This is a genomic window from Pseudoalteromonas sp. ND6B, assembly GCF_000764215.1.
In the GTDB taxonomy this organism is placed as follows: domain Bacteria; phylum Pseudomonadota; class Gammaproteobacteria; order Enterobacterales; family Alteromonadaceae; genus Pseudoalteromonas; species Pseudoalteromonas tetraodonis.
The window spans coordinates 1-19,560 of sequence record NZ_JQFL01000057.1 but is presented as its reverse complement, the minus strand read 5'-3'; the positions used below and the strand labels follow the sequence as shown (position 1 = coordinate 19,560).

The 19,560-nt window shown below is 41.1% G+C and carries 15 protein-coding genes; 5 read left to right on the top strand and 10 right to left on the bottom strand.

All coding sequences use genetic code 11. The features are described from left to right. Nucleotides 1-2: 2 nt before the first annotated feature. The 9 genes from bamA to rpsB all read right to left on the bottom strand — a co-directional run bounded on the left by bamA (nt 3) and on the right by rpsB (nt 10,222). Entirely contained in the window at nt 3-2,474 is a 2,472-nt protein-coding gene (bamA, locus tag ND6B_RS06700) for an outer membrane protein assembly factor BamA (RefSeq protein WP_013465425.1), read from the bottom strand. A 106-nt stretch (nt 2,475-2,580) separates the two neighbouring features. Beyond that, nucleotides 2,581-3,933: a sigma E protease regulator RseP gene (gene rseP / locus ND6B_RS06705; protein ID WP_033103766.1), complete on the bottom strand. Its 1,353-nt coding sequence runs from the start codon at nt 3,931-3,933 to the stop codon at nt 2,581-2,583. A 1-nt stretch (nt 3,934) separates the two neighbouring features. Further along, nucleotides 3,935-5,137 carry a 1-deoxy-D-xylulose-5-phosphate reductoisomerase gene (ispC, locus tag ND6B_RS06710; protein WP_033103765.1) on the bottom strand — a complete coding sequence of 401 codons (1,203 nt, stop codon included), beginning with the start codon at nt 5,135-5,137 and terminating at the stop codon, nt 3,935-3,937. Then, nucleotides 5,134-6,000: a phosphatidate cytidylyltransferase gene (locus ND6B_RS06715; RefSeq protein ID WP_008110985.1), complete on the bottom strand. Its 867-nt coding sequence runs from the start codon at nt 5,998-6,000 to the stop codon at nt 5,134-5,136. Before ND6B_RS06715 ends, ispC begins: the two co-directional genes overlap by 4 nt. Nucleotides 6,001-6,021: 21 nt before the next feature. Next, nucleotides 6,022-6,801, bottom strand: a complete 780-nt coding sequence (locus tag ND6B_RS06720; RefSeq protein WP_008110986.1) for an isoprenyl transferase — start codon at nt 6,799-6,801, stop codon at nt 6,022-6,024. 256 nt (nt 6,802-7,057) lie between these two features. Next, a complete protein-coding gene (gene frr / locus ND6B_RS06725) occupies nt 7,058-7,579 on the bottom strand; it encodes a ribosome recycling factor (protein ID WP_013465428.1) in 522 nt (173 codons plus the stop codon). A 50-nt stretch (nt 7,580-7,629) separates the two neighbouring features. Then, on the bottom strand, nt 7,630-8,379 hold the full coding sequence (pyrH, locus tag ND6B_RS06730; RefSeq protein WP_016899281.1) for a UMP kinase: 750 nt from the start codon (nt 8,377-8,379) through the stop codon (nt 7,630-7,632). Nucleotides 8,380-8,537: 158 nt separating this feature from the next. Next, nucleotides 8,538-9,389, bottom strand: coding sequence for a translation elongation factor Ts (tsf, locus tag ND6B_RS06735; RefSeq protein WP_013465429.1), 852 nt, complete (start codon nt 9,387-9,389; stop codon nt 8,538-8,540). A gap of 104 nt (nt 9,390-9,493) precedes the next feature. Next, complete coding sequence (gene rpsB / locus ND6B_RS06740; protein ID WP_013465430.1) at nt 9,494-10,222, bottom strand: 30S ribosomal protein S2; 729 nt, start codon at nt 10,220-10,222, stop codon at nt 9,494-9,496. Between the two features lie 272 nt (nt 10,223-10,494). Here rpsB and map point away from each other — a divergent pair, with 272 nt between their 5' ends. The 5 genes from map (at nt 10,495) to ND6B_RS06765 (ending at nt 18,456) form a co-directional block, all read left to right on the top strand. After that, nucleotides 10,495-11,280 (top strand): type I methionyl aminopeptidase, encoded by a 786-nt coding sequence (map, locus tag ND6B_RS06745; protein WP_008467527.1) that lies wholly within the window; start codon nt 10,495-10,497, stop codon nt 11,278-11,280. A 167-nt stretch (nt 11,281-11,447) separates the two neighbouring features. Beyond that, complete coding sequence (glnD, locus tag ND6B_RS06750) at nt 11,448-14,066, top strand: [protein-PII] uridylyltransferase (protein ID WP_016899280.1); 2,619 nt, start codon at nt 11,448-11,450, stop codon at nt 14,064-14,066. 9 nt (nt 14,067-14,075) lie between these two features. Further along, nucleotides 14,076-14,903: a 2,3,4,5-tetrahydropyridine-2,6-dicarboxylate N-succinyltransferase gene (gene dapD, locus ND6B_RS06755; protein WP_008467531.1), complete on the top strand. Its 828-nt coding sequence runs from the start codon at nt 14,076-14,078 to the stop codon at nt 14,901-14,903. Nucleotides 14,904-15,178: 275 nt separating this feature from the next. Next, nucleotides 15,179-16,195 carry a tetratricopeptide repeat protein gene (locus ND6B_RS06760; protein WP_033103822.1) on the top strand — a complete coding sequence of 339 codons (1,017 nt, stop codon included), beginning with the start codon at nt 15,179-15,181 and terminating at the stop codon, nt 16,193-16,195. Between the two features lie 230 nt (nt 16,196-16,425). Continuing rightward, entirely contained in the window at nt 16,426-18,456 is a 2,031-nt protein-coding gene (locus ND6B_RS06765) for a BCCT family transporter (RefSeq protein WP_033103764.1), read from the top strand. Nucleotides 18,457-18,553: 97 nt separating this feature from the next. On the opposite strand, the gene ND6B_RS06770 is transcribed toward ND6B_RS06765, so the two are convergent. Further along, on the bottom strand, nt 18,554-19,453 hold the full coding sequence (locus ND6B_RS06770; RefSeq protein ID WP_033103763.1) for an IS982 family transposase: 900 nt from the start codon (nt 19,451-19,453) through the stop codon (nt 18,554-18,556). Nucleotides 19,454-19,560: the final 107 nt, after the last annotated feature.

Here is a 19,560-nt window from a genome sequence, read left to right as displayed (position 1 = left end):
CTTTAGAAAGTGTTACTAATATTAAAACTGATGGTCTTGGTATCGTCATCTTCTTCTTTTTGCAACGGATACGCAAAGCTGATCAGCATCGGACCCATAGGTGAGATCCACTGTAATGATAAACCGGTTGCAACCCTAAAGCGCATTGGGTCTGAGTAGTCATCTAATTTTGCACGCTCATCAATCCCTAAGTTTTGATAGCGATCAACACTGAATTCGGTATCCCATACGTTGGCAGCGTCAACAAAGAAACTCGTTCGCACTGAACTAGTATTTTCTTCATCTAAGAATGGAGTAGGTACAATAAGCTCCATACCTGCCACTGCTTTAGCATTACCACCAATACGACCTTGTGGTATTAGCACGTCAAACTCTGACGCCCCACCAATGTTGCCTGTGGTTGTGCCATCACCTGATGGCGTACCTGGTATTGATTGCGGTATACGCGAAACAGCACGCGGTAAAATGGTATTTCTATCAAAGCCACGTAATTCCATTTCAGTGATACGGAAGTATTCTTGGAACGGTAAAGTTTGATCATAGCCATTGGTAGAGCCATAACCATTACCATAACCTAATGCAGCACGCGTTGAGAAAACCCAACGATGATCGTTAGAAATCGGCCAGTAAAAACGCGAGTCATAATTTAATTTAAAGTACTGTAAATCAGAGTTTGGCGTTGTGGCTGTTAAGTTTAATGTTTGTCGTGAACCTGCCGTTGGGAATAAACCACGGTTAACTGTAACTCGTGACCAACCAACACTTAGCTCGTACTTTGTAAATTCAAAGCCCGCATCTGGATTTTCTGGATCTAAGAAGGTTTCACGTAGTACACGTGTTTGCTCATATTCAGCAATATCAGATAGCTCTTCTTCTATCCAACGTGCGCCAAAGTTAATACGGTTAATGGCATCAATTGGGAAACCAATGTTTGTCCCTAACCCATAACTTTTTGACTTATAGTCAATCAAGCTAAACTGACTGGCATCGTAGTTACTGTAAAAGATACTGCTGCCCTGCGATACGCCATCCGGCGTAAAGTAAGGGTCGGTATACGATACACTGACACGCTCAGAACCGCGTGAAGTATTAATGTTAAAGCCAATTTGGTTACCTGTGCCTAAAAAGTTAGACTCGGTTACACCAATATTAAACTGCAGACCTAAGTATGAACCATAGGCAAGGCCCGCATTAAAGCTGCCCGCAGATTGCTCTTTAACAGTAAAGTCAACGTCTACTTGGTCATCAACACCTGGAACTGGCACCACATTAAAATCAACGGTTTCCATATAAGGTAAACGTTGAATTTGTAGTTTAGAACGCTCTAGGTTTTGATTAGATAACCATGCACCTTCAAGCTGTGTCATTTCACGGCGCAGTACTTCATCAGCCGTGTTTTGGTTACCACCTACAATAATTCGACGAACATACACACGCTTGCCTGGATCAACCGATAGAGTCAATTGTACTTCTTGGTTCTCGTCATCAATTTCTGGAATCGTACGTACTTCAGCATTGGCGTAACCAAAACGCGCCAAGTAGCTTTTGATAAATTCTTCTGATGAGGTAACCACTGATCCGTTATAAAGCTCGCCTGTACGCAGTGGAATAACACTTTTTATTAATTCTTCACGACCGAGTAAATCACCGATGAAATCAAAGCCTTTCACTTTGTATTTAACGCCTTCGGTAATATTTGCCGTTACATAAACAGACTCACGTTCAGGGCTAACTGATACTTGAGTTGAGTCAATATTAAAGCGTAAATAGCCACGGTCTAAATAAAAGCTGCGAATTTTCTCTAAATCGCCTTCAATGGTTTGTTTTTGATAGCGGTCGCTACCCATAAACTGCCACCATGGTAAGTCTTGCTGCGACTCAACTAGTTGCAATAACTCTTCGTTTGAGAAAAGCTCATTACCCACTAAGTTAATTTGACGAATGGAGGCTGCATCGCCCTCGTCAAACTCAAGTCTTAATTTAACCCGATTACGTGGTAATTTAGTGACACTGATATCCACTTTTGCATTGTATTTACCAATACTGTGGAAAAATTCAATCAGGCCTTTTTCGATGTTATCGATTACCGTTTTATCAAGCGGCTCGCCTTGGCGAATATCTTGTTGATCGAGTGACTGATTTAACTGCTCATCTTTTATGTCTTTATTGCCTTCAAATTCAATAAAGCTAATGGTTGGACGTTCAGTTACTTTAAAAATAACGTTATTACCATCACGTAACGCTTTTATATTGTCAAAGTGACCAGAGCGATAAAGTGACTTAATTGTTTTTGAAATTGTATATTCATCAACATTGTCGCCCACGTTAATAGGAATATGCGTTAATGCAGCACCAAGTGCAACACGTTGCAATCCCTCAACCTTTAAATCTTCAACAATAAAGGAGTTTTGGCCTAGGGCTGCAAAGCTTGCACCCAATAAACTTGAAACTACCAAATGTTTTTTTATAGCCATTTTATTATCTTTATCCTTTACAACTGTATTACCGCTTAGCATCGAAAATTAAATATTTACGAGCTTTACAATCGTGTTCTAATTTGTCGTTACCACGCTTATATAACTACAAGCGCGATACATCATTGAACAAAGCGAAACATGTTAGAAAAATGAGTAGCAAGGCTCCCACTTTAAAACCAAACTCTTGTGTCTTTTCAGAGACTGGCTTTTTACGAAAAAGTTCAATTATGTAATACATTAAGTGCCCACCATCAAGCACTGGCAGAGGAAGTAAATTAAATACTCCCAAGTTAACGCTTATCAAAGCTAAAAAGCTTAAAAATGCGACTAATCCATAACTAACACTGGTGCCGGCGCCTACAGCTATGCCGACTGGCCCACTTAGGTTTTTAACCGACACCTGGCCTGTTATTAAGTTACCTATCATGTCAAAACTCAGCGTAATTAAACGCCATGTTTCTTTTGTGCCCAGCACAATACTATCTAGTGGCCCATAATGTCTAGTCTCTACAAAATCATCAGGCCACTGCTCTACAACGGGAGCAACACCCAAAAAGCCTTGCTCTATGCCATTACTGACGACCCGGCTCTTTGGAGTAACTGTTATTGTTTTTATACTATCTTGTCTTTTTACACTAAATTGTAAGGATTTGTTAGCCGATTGAGTAATAAGATTAACTAATTGCTGCCAACTGCTCATTGTTTCACCACTCACAGCTAAAATAACGTCGTTAACCTGTAAATTAGCCTGTTCAGCAGCTGAGTTTTTAGTAATAGCGGCAATAACCAAGGTTGCCTGAGGACGAAACGGTACAATACCTAACGAACTGAGCGGCGGTACATCTTGTTGATCAAGCTTCCAACCATCTAGGTTAAGCGTTTGCACTGTTTGCTGATAATTTTCGTTACGTAAGGTTACGGCAACGCTTTTATCACCTAAATGAGACATCAAAGAAAAGGTCGCATCTTGCCAATTACTTATGTCGTCATCACCAATTTTAATAATTTGCTGGGTTGGCATAATACCGGCTTGTTCAGCTCGGCTGCCTTCAACAACACTACCCACAACTGGTTTTATGGTTTGCACACCTACCATGTACATCACCGCTAAAGCAAAAATAGCGAACAAAAAGTTCGCCATGGGCCCTGCTGCCACAATGGCTATGCGGGCTTGAACTGATTTAGCATTAAACGATAAATGACGTTGATTGGCAGGCACTTCATCAACACGCTCGTCGAGCATTTTCACGTATCCGCCCAGCGGGATTGCCGCAATAACGTACTCAGTATTATATTTATCGTGCCATTTTAGTAAGGGTTTACCAAAACCAATTGAAAAGCGCAGTACCTTTACACCCGCTTTACGCGCAACCCAAAAATGACCATATTCATGAACGGTCACTAAAATGCCTAGTGCGAGTATAAACGAACCTAAATTCCAAAAAAAATCGAACATATCAATGCACCACTTTTGTTATAAACTGCGCAGCGCTGATGCGTGCTAAACGGTCACACTCTAAAATTTCATCGAGTGTTTTCGCATTAGTAAATTGTGCGGCGTCTAGTGTTTGCGCATTCACTTTATAAATATCCGTAAACCCAATCTGCCCCTGTAGAAACGCATTAACTGCAATCTCATTAGCCGCATTAACGGTGGTGGTGGCTCCTTGGCCTGCATCACAGGCTGCAATTGCAAGCTTTAAATTGGGGTAACGTGAGAAATCAGGTTTGGTAAACGAAAAATCACAAATATCAGAAAAATTTAACGGCTTGACACCCGCATCAATTCGCTGTGGAAAGGCAAGTGCATGCGCTATCGGGGTGCGCATATCAGGGTTACCCATTTGCGCTAAAATAGAGCCATCTTGGTATTGCACCATAGAATGGATAATACTTTGAGGGTGAATCACCACATCAATATCGCTTGCATCACAGTTAAATAACCATTTAGCCTCAATAAACTCTAAGCCTTTGTTCATCATCGTAGCTGAGTCTACTGATATTTTTTGCCCCATAGACCAATTAGGATGAGCAACCGCTTCACTGACGCTAACGGTGTTAAGGGTATTGATATCGCGATTTAAAAACGGGCCACCTGAGCCAGTTAATAAAATTTTGCTAACCCCATGTTGCTCAAGCCTTGCTTGCCCTTGGGTATTTTGTAAAGCACTGGGTAAACACTGAAAAATAGCATTATGCTCGCTGTCGATGGGTAATAAAGTTGCTTGATGCTTTTTAACTTTATCAATGAATAACTGACCCGACATCACCAGTGACTCTTTGTTGGCAAGCAATACTTTTTTGCCCGCTTCAACAGCGCTCAAGGTAGGTAGTAATCCGGCTGCACCGACAATCGCTGACATAACCGTATCAACATCACCATGAGCACAGAGCTCACTCATGGCTTTCTCGCCATGCATTACTTGCGTTTTACTCTCATGCTTTAAAAGCGCAGAAAGCTGCTTAGCCGCCGATTCAGATGCCATTACAGCATAACGAGGCTGGTGAGCTATACACAGTTCAGCCATTTTTTTTGCATTTTGTCCTGCGGTCAATGCAAAAACTTTAAATTGCTGTTGGTTTCTTGCAACAACATCTAACGTGCTAAGACCTATCGACCCCGTCGCACCCAAAATAACCAGTTGTTGCACAGCACTCATAAGCTAAGCGTCCAAGCAAAGCAAATAACAAACATCGGTGCTGCCGCAGTTAAACTATCAATACGGTCTAAAATACCACCGTGCCCAGGTAAGCAACTGCCGCTATCTTTAAGTCCCGCTTCGCGCTTAAACATACTCTCAAGTAAATCACCTACCGCAGAAAACAAGGCAATAAACGCTGTCATAACTGCATAAATAGGCCATACAGAAGTATCAACGTTAGTGTAATAACAAAAAGCCAGTACAAATAACACCGCAGCAACCACGCCACCTGCGAGGCCTTCTATGGTTTTATTTGGACTAACTTTAGGCATTAACTTATGTTTACCAAAACTTTTACCTGTAAAGTAAGCGCCTATATCGGCACTCCATACAATGCCTAATACAACTAAAATGAGCATAGAGCCATAGTGAGTAGATTCCGTATATTGCGCACTACGCAGTGTGTTAAGTGCAAGCCATAGCGGTACTAAGGTCAACAAACCAGCAATGCCGCGCATCACAAGCCCTTCGTTCCACCCTTTCGCCATAGCAGGGTAACGCCACACTAAATAACTGGCTACCAACCACCAAGAAAACGATAAGGTAAATAAGTAATTAGCATCGCCTACAAGTTGACCATCTTGCCATAGAGTCTCTATAGGCCAATGCAAATTGAGTAACCCTAGTAATACTGCCACTAATAACACGAAGGCGCCACGTTTTAGCTTATCGCATAGTCCCATAAAGGCAGACCATTCCCACGCGCCCATTAATACAATAGCACCCGCAAAATAACTAAATAACGTTAGTGGGGTGTAAAAAACCAAAGCCAGTGCTAATGGCGCTAGCACTAGTGAGGTTAAAATACGTTGTTTTAACAAAATGATGACCCTTAATCTATTTTAGGTTTGAGCGAGTAATTGTTTTATTTGTTCGCCCGTGCAACCAAAACGTCGCTCTCTGGCAACGTAACATGCAATGGCCTCTGCAAAAGCAGCTTCATTAAAATCAGGCCAAAGTGTATTTGTGAAATAAAGTTCAGCGTAGGCTGCCTGCCAAAGTAAAAAGTTACTAATTCTGACATCGCCACCGGTACGGATCAATAAATCAGGCTGAGCTTGATCTGCCATACTCATATGCTGTGCAATATGTTCTTCTGTAATATCTGCTGGGTCAATTTCTCCATTCGCTACTTGTAAAGCAACTTGCTTAGCAGCGTGAGTCATATCCCAGCGACCACCGTAATTTGCCGCAACATTTAAGTGCAGCCCGGTATTGTTCGCTGTTAGTTCTTGAGCTGTATGTACTTTAGCGCGCAAGCTTTCAGAGAAGCGAGATAAATCTCCAATGATGGTTAGTTTTACGTTATTTTTATGCAGCTTTTTAACTTCTTTACTCAGTACAAATAAAAAAAGCTCCATAAGTGTATTTACTTCGTCTTCAGGGCGGCGCCAGTTTTCACTACTAAAAGCAAATAAGGTTAACGATTGTATTCCTAATTTAGTACAAAACTGCACGGATTGACGAACTGCATCCACGCCTTTTTTATGCCCATATACACGAGGTCTATTTCTAGCTTGTGCCCAACGCCCGTTCCCATCCATGATGATGGCAACATGTTTAGGTAAACATTGCTGTGAAATTGTATCAGCGTCTAGAACCATAAATTTTGTGTATTCCATAAAAAAACGCCGCCTAGTATACCCCAGACGGCGTTTCAAAACTAATAATTTTAACCTGTACCCGTGATAATAAATCTACATAAAGCAAATAATTATACAGCTAACAACCTTGTATTTACTGATAATCGAGCCAATAGCAAAGAGTAAATACAATCTGTTACCCTTTAAAATCACACAATTAAAGTTAAGTGCGAAGGCATATAAACAACGACTTAGTTACTTCAGTAAAGCTGTTAATCCGAGCCTAGATTAGCAATTAGATTTCCATCAACTCAGCTTCTTTCGCTGTTAGTTGCGTATCCATTTCTTTGATAAACTTATCAGTGATTTTTTGGATAGCATCTTCAGCTTGACGCGCTTCATCTTCAGAGATGTCTTTATCTTTTAATAAGTTTTTAATATCGCCATTTGCATCACGACGAATGTTACGAATAGCAACACGACCGCCTTCTACTTCACCACGTACGATTTTAATTAAATCTTTACGACGTTCTTCAGTCAATGGAGGAAGTGGTACACGGATCACTGTGCCTGCAGACATTGGATTTAAACCAAGGTCAGATGCCATAATCGCTTTTTCAACAGCTTGCGCTAATGACTTATCAAATACACCAATAGCCAATGTACGTGAGTCTTCAATTGTTACATTTGCAACTTGGTTTAACGGTGTTGGTGCGCCGTAGTACGACACCATGATGCCGTCTAAAATTGCAGGATGAGCACGGCCAGTACGAATTTTAGATAATTGACTACCAAGTGCTGCTACACTTTTTTGCATGCGCGCTTGCGCATCTTTTTGAATATCGTTAATCACGGTTTAATCCTAATCTAGTTACTAACTTCATCTGAGGCTTGTGAAGAAATAAGGGTTCCTTCTTCTTCACCCATTATTACGCGTTTTAATGCGCCTGATTTATTCATATTAAATACGCTCAATGGCATATTATGGTCGCGAGCTAATGTAAATGCCGCTAAATCCATTACTTTTAGTTCTTTATCAATAATTTCATTGTAGCTTAAGTGACGGTAAAGTGTCGCATCTGGGTTTTTAACCGGATCATCGCTAAATACACCATCTACTTTGGTTGCTTTAATTACTGTGTCAGCTTCAATTTCAATGCCACGTAAACACGCTGCAGAGTCAGTTGTAAAGAACGGGTTACCCGTACCGGCTGCAAAAATAACAACACGACCTGTTTTTAATAAGCTAATGGCTTCTGCCCAGTTATACGCATCACATACGCCATTTAAAGGAATGGCTGACATTAAACGGCAATTTACAAATGCACGGTGCAACGCATCACGCATAGCAAGACCATTCATGACGGTTGCAAGCATACCCATGTGGTCGCCAACAACGCGGTTCATACCCGCTTCCGCTAGTGAGCCACCACGTAAAAAGTTACCGCCACCAATAACTAAACCCACTTCTACGTCGAGTTCTACGAGCTCTTTAATTTCTTGTGCCATACGATCTAAAACTTTAGGGTCGATGCCGAAGCCTTCGTCTCCCATTAAAGCTTCACCACTTAATTTGAGAAGAACACGTCTAAAAATAGGTTTGCGATTGATAGTCATAGTTTTGGGGCCAACTTTTATTGAATTATGGATAAAAAATAACCGCGCTTATGTTAAACATAAAAGCGCGGTTATTTTAAAGAATTTCTAAGCGTGACGCAAAAGCAAATAGTACTTTAATTGCATGTATTTTCCTTAGGCATCACAAATAGCTAATCTTACTTAGCTTTAGCAGCTGCAATTTGAGCAGCAACTTCAGCAGCAAAATCTTCTTCTTTCTTCTCGATACCTGCACCAACTTCCATACGTACAAAGCCAGTAACTGTTGCGTTTTTCTCTTTAAGAATTTCGCCAACAGACTTTTTAGGTTCCATGATGAAAGCTTGACCAGTAAGAGAAACCTCACCAGTGAATTTTTTCATACGACCAACAACCATCTTCTCAGCGATTTCAGCAGGCTTGCCTTCATTCATCGCGATGTCGATTTGTACTTGCTTTTCTTTTTCAACAACATCAGCAGGTACGTCATCTGGTGTTAAGTAGTCTGGGTTTGAAGCAGCAACGTGCATTGCAACGTGCTTAAGTGTTTCTTCATCAGCAACACCTGCAACAACAACACCAATACGCTCGCCGTGACGGTACTCAACTAGTTGCTCACCAGTGATGTACTGAAGACGACGTACATTGATGTTTTCACCAATTTTAGTTACTAACTCAACACGATCTTCTTCAAACTTAGCTTGTAAGTCTTCGATAGATGAAGTGTCAGCAATAGCAGCATCTGCAACTTTATTAGCAAATGCTAAGAAGCTTGCATCTTTAGCTACGAAGTCAGTTTGACAGTTAACTTCTACAAGTACTGCGACACCCGCGTTTTGCTTGATGATGATAGTACCTTCAGCAGCGATGTTACCTGCTTTTTTAGCAGCCTTTGCAGCACCGCTCTTACGCATGTTTTCAATCGCTAACTCGATGTCACCATCAGTCTCAGTTAACGCTTTTTTACAATCCATCATGCCAGCGCCAGTACGCTCGCGTAATTCTTTAACTAGGGCAGTAGTTACAGCCATTAGTAAATCCTCAAATCTGAAATCAGGTTTAGATAAGCGGGTTACCCGCTCCACAAGAATAGCAAGTCTTCACCTTTAAAAGATGAAGACTTGATGACAGCTAATTACTCAGCTTCTACGAAGTCATCTTTTTCAGCTTGAGCAACGATGTTACTCTCACGGCCTTCAGTGATCGCAGCTGCAACAGCACTAGTGTAAAGGTTGATTGCACGGATAGCATCATCGTTACCAGGTACGATGTAATCAACACCGTCTGGGTTAGAGTTAGTATCAACGATTGCAACAACTGGGATACCTAGGTTGTTAGCTTCACGGATAGCAATGTGCTCGTGGTCAGCATCGATTACAAAGATAGCGTCTGGAAGGCCACCCATGTTTTTAATACCACCAAGGCTTTTTTCAAGCTTGTCCATTTCACGAGTAAGCATTAACGCTTCTTTCTTAGTTAACTTCTCGAAAGTACCGTCTTGGCTTTGAGCTTCAAGATCTTTAAGACGCTTGATTGATTGACGAACTGTTTTCCAGTTAGTCAACATGCCGCCTAACCAACGGTGGTTAACGAAGAATTGATCGCTTTGTAAAGCAGCTTCTTTTACTGCTTCGCTTGCTGCGCGCTTAGTACCAACGAAAAGAACTTTACCTTTGTTTGCAGCAGCACCAGATAAAAACTTAAGTGCAGTGTTGAACATTGGTACAGTTTGCTCAAGGTTGATGATATGTACACGGTTACGTGCGCCGAAGATGAAAGGCTTCATCTTAGGGTTCCAGTAACGTGCTTGGTGACCAAAGTGAACACCAGCTTGAAGCATATCGCGCATTGAAACGTTTGCCATTTTGTAAATCCTCTAAGTTGTTTAGGGTTAGGCCTCCACATATCCCATAGCACCAACACCGCAGTTAAATGAAACTGAAATGCACCCAAGTGTATGTGACGATACGTGTGTGTGTTAAAATAAAATTGTGTTTGCCTTAAATACAAAAAATCATTTAAGAATTTATTTGTAAAAAGACGGCGCGCTTTATACCATATTAAAATTAAATACTCAACGTCTCGTGCAAAAATTGTGCGACGATAATCATCTAAAAACGCAACTTTGGAGCCTCAATGAGCGCTGTGATTAAGACCCCTGAAGAAATCGAGAAAATGCGTGTAGCCGGCCGTTTGGCTGCTGATGTGCTAGAAATGATCGAACCACATGTGGTACCAGGTATCACCACCGATGAGCTTAATACAATTTGTCATGATTATATTGTTAATGTGCAAGATGCCGTTCCTGCTCCTCTTAATTATCATGGTTTTCCAAAATCAATTTGTACCTCGGTAAATCATGTAATTTGTCACGGAATTCCGAACGACAAAGCATTAAAAGACGGTGACAGTGTCAATATTGACATTACTGTTATTAAAGATGGTTACCATGGTGATACTTCAAAAATGTTCCATGTTGGCACACCTAACATTCAAGGCAAACGCCTTGCAGAAGTGACCCAAGAAAGCCTTTACCTTGCCATTAAAATGGTAAAACCGGGTGTTCGCCTTGGTGATATTGGTGCAGCTATTCAAAAATATGCAGAGAGCTTTAATTACTCTATCGTACGTGAATACTGCGGCCACGGTATCGGCAGCGAGTTCCATGAAGAACCACAGGTAATGCATTACGGAAAACCAGGTACAGGCGAAACATTAAAAGCCGGTATGTGTTTAACAATCGAGCCCATGGTCAATGCAGGCAAACGCCAATGTAAATTACTAAAAGACGACTGGACTGTGGTAACAAAAGACCGTAGTTTATCAGCTCAGTGGGAACATACCTTACTGGTAACTGAAAATGGTGTTGAAATTTTAACACTACGATCAGATGATACTATCGATAGAATCATCGAGCACTAATAGTAGTGTGTGCTTAATCATAGTAATAACAGGCTTTAGCCTGCATACAGATTAAGTGGTTTGCTGCAAAGGGAAATAACATGATTTATTCCCTTTGCAGCAAACACAGTATAAAAATAACTTAATCCAAGACTTATAATGCAGTCCATATATAGGAGCCAGCCTAAGTGGCATTACCTAACAAAGTAAAAAAGTTGCTCAATGATGCTCAGCAACTTAGCGAATACCGCGATTGCTCCGCCTATTTTTATAAATGGTTGCATAATGAATTCTCAAAACAGCCCGTTGGTAATCTAATAAACGCCCGTGCAGAATTTATAGACCGGTTACTGATTAAACTCTTTCATGTTTTCGATTTAGCCCACGAGCCAGATCTCGCTTTAATTGCTGTAGGAGGTTATGGTCGCGGTGAACTTCATCCCTACTCCGACATTGACTTTTTACTGCTTGTTACCCAGCAACCCAATGACGATATTTGCGAAAAAATTGGCCAGTTTGTCACTATGCTGTGGGATCTTAATTTAGAAATAGGTCACAGTGTACGTACCATTGAACAAGCCATAGAGCAAAAACGTGAAGATGTTACCTTTGCCACCAGCCTACTAGAAAGCCGATTAATTTTCGGCAACCATATTGAATTCGAAAAGCTCAAAAGTCACCTCATCGAAAGGCCTGTATGGGGCTCTGGAGAGTTCTTTGTTGCAAAAGTACAAGAGCAAAATTTACGCCACAAAAAATGTCATGGTACGGCTTATAATTTAGAGCCTAATATAAAAGAAAATCCAGGCGGGCTGCGCGATTTACAAACCATTATTTGGGTTGCAAAAAAACACTTTAGAGCCGAAACCCTGCAAGAGCTGATAAATCACGGCTACCTAACTCACGAAGAATACCAAGAACTGTTAGAGTGCCTTGAAAATTTATGGAATATTCGCTTTGCTTTGCATTTAGCCGCAGGTCGCTCAGAAAACCGTTTATTATTCGATCACCAACCGCAAGCGGCTGAAATTTTGGGTTTTGGTAGTGATGGTAAAGCCTCTGTTGAGCGCATGATGAAACGCTTGTTCAGAATAATGAGCCGAGTTCGTGAACTTAATCAAATGCTACTTTCGTACTTTGAGCAAAGTATTTCACCAGACAGCAGCCAAGCCACTGTTGAAGAACTTGATCGTAATTTTGAACGCGTGGGCCATCAAATTCGGGTAAAAAGTCCGTCAGTATTTTTTAGGCGTGACCAACTTTTTGTATTATTTGAGCACATTGCTGATCACCCAGAAATTACCCATATATACCCAAGTACCATTCGAACTATCCGCCAAGTACGTCGTCGCTTATTAGGTGACTTACAAGATTATGCCGCGTGCCGCGAAGCTTTTTTACGTATTATAAAGCACCCTAACGGCATGGGCCGTGCGTTTACGCTAATGCATAAGCACGGCATGATTGCGGCTTACCTTCCGCAGTGGCGCAATATTTTTGGCCAAATGCAGTTTGATTTGTTTCATGCCTATACCGTAGATGAACATACCCATAAATTAATTAATAATATTTACCAATACTTCGATAAAACCAGCATTAGTGACTTTCCAATTTGCAGTGAAATAGTCACGCGCATGGATAAACCCGAATTACTGTATTTGGCTGGTATTTTTCATGATATTGCTAAGGGGCGAGGAGGAGATCATTCAGAGCTGGGCGCTGTTGATGCCATAGCGTTTTCAAAGCTGCATGGTTTTGCCTCTTCAGATGGTAAGCTCATAGCGTGGTTGGTAAGCAACCACTTACTTATGTCGGTAACTGCGCAACGTAAAGATATTAACGACCCCGATGTAATAAAAGATTTTGCATCGCGAGTAAAAACCGAACGCCAACTCGATTACCTCTATTGTTTAACCGTGGCTGATATTCGAGCCACCAATGACAACCTATGGAATGACTGGAAAAACACGCTGCTGCGCGAGCTTTATTTGCACACACAGCGCGCCTTGCGCCTCGGGCTTGAAAACCCAATGGATCAACGCGACCAAATTCGTGATAAAAAGCACCAAGCTAAGCAACGCCTGCTTAATTTGCATTATCACGAGGAGCAAATTGACTTAATTTGGAGCCGTTTTAAAGCAAATTACTTTACCGCTTTTAGTGAGCAACAAATTTCTTGGCATACTGAGCACTTACTCAAGTGCACTGATTTAAGCCAGCCCAGTGTTATCGTTTCTAATAAAGCGATGCATGGCGGTACCCAAGTGTTTGCTTATAGCCCTTATTCAGGTGCGCTCTTTGCTCGACTGGTTAGTGTTATTGGCTCTAAAAAAGCGCAAATTCAGCACGCCCAAGTACTGACCACCAAAGATGGCTACGTACTGTTCAACTTTGTTATTTTAGAAGTTAACGGCGATCCGATTGCCAGTAGCCGCGCACAATCGATTAAACGCGGATTAGAGCAAGCGCTTCATGATCCACGTAAAAAAATACGCTTTAAAAAGAGCCGATCACAGCGTTTTAAAGACTTTAATATTAAACCTAAAATTGTACTGCGCCCGCACCCTCGTAAGGATCGTAGCTTAATAGAAATTCAAGCGGTTGATATACCTGGACTATTAACTAAAATAGCCGAGGTTTTTCAAGCTTACTTACTCCACATACATGCCGCACGTATTACCACGGTAGGCGAACGTGCAGAAGATTTCTTTGTGGTATCAAATAACGAATATCAAGCGCTGACTGATGAAGAGCAAGCAAAAATTCATCAGGCATTACGTAAAAAACTCAACGCCGAAATTGAATAAGAGGACACTATGTCAGATTTAAAAACCATGATTGAAAATGCGTGGGATAACCGCGACAGCATTAGCCCTGCTACAGTATCAAGCGATGTTAAACAAGCGATTATAGATGCGCTTGAGCTATTAGATAGCGGCGCTGCTCGCGTTGCAGAGAAAATTTCAGGCGAATGGGTTGTTCACCAGTGGCTTAAAAAAGCAGTACTACTTTCATTTAGAATTCGTGAAAATCAGCCAATGAACGACGGCGTAAACCAATTTTACGATAAAGTACCGCTTAAATTTAGCGACTACACGCCGGAGCAATTTCAGCAAGGCGGCATGCGTGTCGTACCCAACGCCGTTGCTCGTAAAGGCAGCTTTGTAGGTAAAAATGTCGTATTAATGCCATCGTACGTAAACATAGGTGCATTTGTTGACGATGGCACCATGGTTGATACATGGGCGACAGTGGGCTCATGTGCTCAAATTGGCAAGAACGTACACTTATCTGGCGGCGTAGGCATAGGCGGCGTTTTAGAGCCGTTACAAGCGAATCCTACCATCATTGAAGACAACTGTTTTATTGGCGCACGTTCAGAAATTGTTGAAGGCGTAATTGTTGAAGAAGGCGCCGTTATTTCAATGGGGGTTTACATTAGCCAAAGTACCCGTATTTACGACCGTGAAACCGGTGAAATTCACTATGGCCGTGTGCCTGCCGGCGCTGTTGTGGTTCCAGGTGCACTGCCTTCAAAAGATGGCAGCCATAGCTTGTATGCGGCTATTATTGTGAAAAAAGTAGATAAACAAACTCGCGAAAAAGTGGGCATTAATGCCCTACTGCGCTCGATTGATGATTAAGAGCAGCTGTAAGTTTTTAGCTGTTAGCGCTAAGCAGGTTGATGTTAAACGTAGGTTGGGTTGAATAAAACGAAACCCAACGACACATTAAGTTAATGTGTATTCGCTAAAATTTAATTACATACAGAAAAAGCCCTAAGCTTGTATAGCTTTAGGGCTTTTTTAGTGATTTTAAAATACTTTCTCACAAACCTGTCCCCTTTAATTGCGTTGCTTTGTTAGATGCCAACAACTATAGTGAATTAACGCATAGTTCGATTGTCGAGGTTAAGTTGTTGCGGCTTTTTGTAATAAGTTGGTTGATATTATTATGTTCAAAACACGTCTTTGCTAATGACTTCAATACCTTTGAAAAAAAATTAGACGAAGCCGAAGATTATCTTACTGTTAATCCAGCTCAATCTATTACTATTTTAGAAAACCTCACAGGGTTACAACTCATGCCGCCAGAATTATTTATCCGCTGGCACCTTATCTATGCCCGTACAGCAGTACCTACAAGTCACTATGACGAGCTTTATACATCGATTGACGCAATATTTCAGCATCATCAAACTGATTATTTCAAACAAAAACTGACCACCATTATGAGTGCCTTGGGAATATGGCTTCGCCATGCAGAATATTTAGACGATGCCCAGTACTCATTTAAATGTGCTTACAAATATGCGCAAAACGATCGTCAACGCTTAACACTCACAAACAGTATGGCATTGGTTGCTCGCTCGCAAGATGACTTTGCAAAAGCGCGTGCTTTATACCTCGACAGTCATAAGATCACCACACAATTACAGCTTCCCAATGTAACCGGACTGATAGAAAGTAACTTAGGTTATTTAGCCCTGGATGAGGGCAATATACCCGAAGCTGAGCGCTATTTTAGAAGTGCATTAAGAAATAACCAAAACATTGATAAACGCGCGGGGCAAATCTCAACCGGGCTTAATTTATTAATGGTTTTTTTGATTCAAGAGCAGCAAATTAATTTTGAGCGACTCTATAGCCCAACGGCCACATTAACCCATGCCTTTCCCAATGAAGCGAAACAAGCATTACTTTTTTGGCTTGAAATAGGCTACAAAAATTTGATCGGTGGTTTTATAAGCCAAAAAGACAAACAACAGTTACAAACAGCGTATGAGCAATTAGAAAGCGATAAAATGAAACAACTAGTCGCGCGCTATTTAGCCAACAAGCTAGATGTAGCTGTAACCTTACCCGCCCCTATTGTCGCTAAGGACTTTACCAGCCCTTGGTTTGAGCTGGTAAAGCAATGTGATTGGAAACGCTAAGACTCGATTTAGTCCTTAGCCTATATAAGGCTATACCCCTCTAAAATAAATACTTTAATACTCTCACATCAACTTTCTCTTACTTTCTTTTTTAAAACCAAGCTGCTGTAAATATTAACTTTAATTTAAAAAAGTGACATTTTTAAGCTGCAAAATTAGCCAACCCTAGTGAATTTATAATAAGGTAGTCAGGCATACTTGAAAGTTAGCAATTAATATTAAGGATTAATATGACAAAAACTGCTTTACGCTCAACCATTTTGCTACCTGTATTTTTGCCTGCAGTATTTATTATTCTACTTTTGGTGATTGGTACAAGTAGTAACCCTGAACTCGCTGGTCAGGCATTTAGTGTTGCCCTTACGTGGATAACAGAAACCTTTGGCTGGTTTTATATGTTGTCTGTCGCTATTTTCTTGGTATTTATTGTCTCAGTCGCGGCTTCTAGCTGGGGGAATATAAAATTAGGCCCTGATCATGCACAGCCACAATACAGCTTTGGTGAATGGTTTGCCATGCTCTTTTCTGCCGGTTATGGCGTGGCACTGCTTTACTTTGGTGTTGCTGAACCTGTGCTGCATTACGCATCCCCGCCATCGGGGGCGGCTGAAACCGTTGATGCCGCCAAGCAGGCAATGCAAATTGCCTTTTTCCATTGGGGATTTCATATTTGGGCTATCTATGGAATTGTTGGTTTAGTGCTTGCTTATTTTGCATTTCGCCATGGCTTACCACTGTCTATTCGCTCTGCCTTGTATCCACTTATTGGCGATAAAATTTATGGCCCAATCGGCCATACTGTGGATGTATTTGCCATATTAGGTACTTTATTTGGTATTGCCACTACACTAGGGCTTTCGGTGACTCAAATAAATGCTGGCCTACATTACTTATGGCCAAACATCCCTATTAATACCACAGTGCAAATTACCGCGATTGCCGTTATTACTGCGGCAGCAACACTCTCAGTGGTGGCCGGTATGGATAAAGGGGTCAAGCGATTATCAATTGTGAATATGACCTTAGCGGTTTCACTAATGGCTTTTGTGTTTTTCATTGGCCCAACTATTCACATCTTAGAATCATTTTTACAAAATACCGGCAGCTACCTAAGCGGTATTGTTGAGCGTACTTTTAATTTACAAGCTTATAGTCGCAGTGATTGGATTGGTAACTGGACTTTATTTATATTTGGCTGGACGATTGCGTGGGCACCGTTTGTGGGTATGTTCATCGCAAAAATTAGCCGTGGTAGAACCATCCGACAATTTGTTGTTGGGGTAATGTTAGTTCCCACTATTTTTACCTTTTTATGGTTTTCAGTCTTTGGTGATACGGCACTTAACTTAATTATGAATGAGGGGTTTGATACGCTTATTGGCGATGTACAAGCAAATCATGCCGTCGCATTATTTCAATTATTTGAAGTGTTACCACTGTCATTTTTCATTTCACTGCTCACTGTCATTTTGATCATAACTTTTTTTGTTACATCATCTGATTCAGGCTCTTTAGTCATTGATTCACTAGCCTCTGGAGGAAGCATTAATACGCCGGCTTGGCAACGCGTGTTTTGGGCGGTACTTGAAGGTGCTGTGGCGGCTGTTTTATTAGTTGCAGGCGGACTAAGTGCGCTGCAAACCATGACCATAGCCAGTGCCTTACCCTTTGCTATTATTATGCTAATTGCCACGGCGGGGCTTTGGCGAGCTCTAAAAATTGAAGGCCATCGAGACACCAGCTTGCAAGCACATACACTTAATAGCCGCAACATTAACTTGTCTCACTGGAAGCGTCGTTTAGCGGCTATGGTCAATTACCCTAATAAAGAAAAAGTACATACTTTTATTGGTAGCGTGGTAGTTGAGGCAATGAAAGCCGTACAAGCAGAATTGAAATCTAGACAATGGCATGCAGTGGTGGAATTTGATACGGATTTAGGCCGCGCTCATTTAACGGTACTGCGCCATGAACATGTGGATTTTGTTTATGATATTCGCCTTACCGAGCATCCTTTGCCAAGCTTTGCTTACTCAGAGCTAAAGCCTGATAACAACGATGCTGAAAAGTATTATAAGGCCGACGTGTTTTTACGTCGCGGTGGTCTGTCATACGATGTTTATGGCTACACTGAAGATGATATTGTGAAAGATATTCTTGACCAATTTGAGAACTACTTACACTTTCTAGGTAATAGCCCAGGCGAACTTCCTTGGGATATGGCCGAACATGATGACATGTTAAATACCGATAAAGCTTAACGGATGCAGTCAATATTGGTAAAACGGTAATTAAAAATAAAAAAGGCACTGTAAAGTGCCTTTTTATTAACTCAAATATAATTAACCTGAGATCTGGTTAAGCCAACATTAGATTATTACTCTCTAAAATTTCAAGTTCTTGCGATGTTAAATCTAATGACGGCTTTTCCTCTTTTAGGCAATAGGCAATTAATCCACCAAGTAAATTTAGCATAAAGCCATGCATACTGCGGTGTCTAGAGTGTTCAATGTAAGAAATGTTTTTCAATTGATCATTCACCGTTTCGATTATAAATCGTTTTTTCAATAAAGCCCTGTCCCACAATGAAATAAATTTTTTCTTCATATTCTTTCGAACCGTCGTGATCAACTCGACACCTTTTTCTAGTAACTCACCAGAGAGCGCTTTGCTGATATAACCTTTGTCGCCATAGAGTTTTCCGAAGATAGAGTCCGCCATATCAGAAACAGGCTCTCGATCATCCACATTGCCCGTTGTGAGCTTTAGCGCCACAATCTCACCTAAATGATTAATTATTAAATGTAGTTTGAATCCATATGACCAACCCATAGTGCCTTTTCCATGATGAGCAACGCCTTCAAACACTTTATTTCTTTTAGCTCTGATGATGTGACACACTTCTATTTTAGTGGAGTCAACAAATTGTATACCTGTGGGCTTGCCAAGTTTTGATGTGAGGTAACTGCACATCGGAACCACCACACTAGGCATAAGCGCGAGAAACCTTGTGTAGCTCAGCAACTCTGGAAAATAGGCTTTAAGTTGACGGCAAACATAGTGAAGGTAGTAGTTTTTGAAATCTCTGTAATGTGACTGGTGAAAATGGATGATAATAGTCATCACCTCTGACGGAGATAAGCGGCATGCTCTTCGACGTTTAATTTCACCATTTTCGAGCAATATACGCTGCCAGCTTGGGAAAAATAACTTTGAAAAATCATCGACATCACAGTACGTTTCAACTAACTTGTTCATGCTCGTTCCTTTTTGTTCTAATCACTCTTGGTCGAATGATCGGATCATGGAACGAGCATTTAGTTCCTTTAAATTAGTAATTTCTTATCCGAAGCTCAGGTTAATTA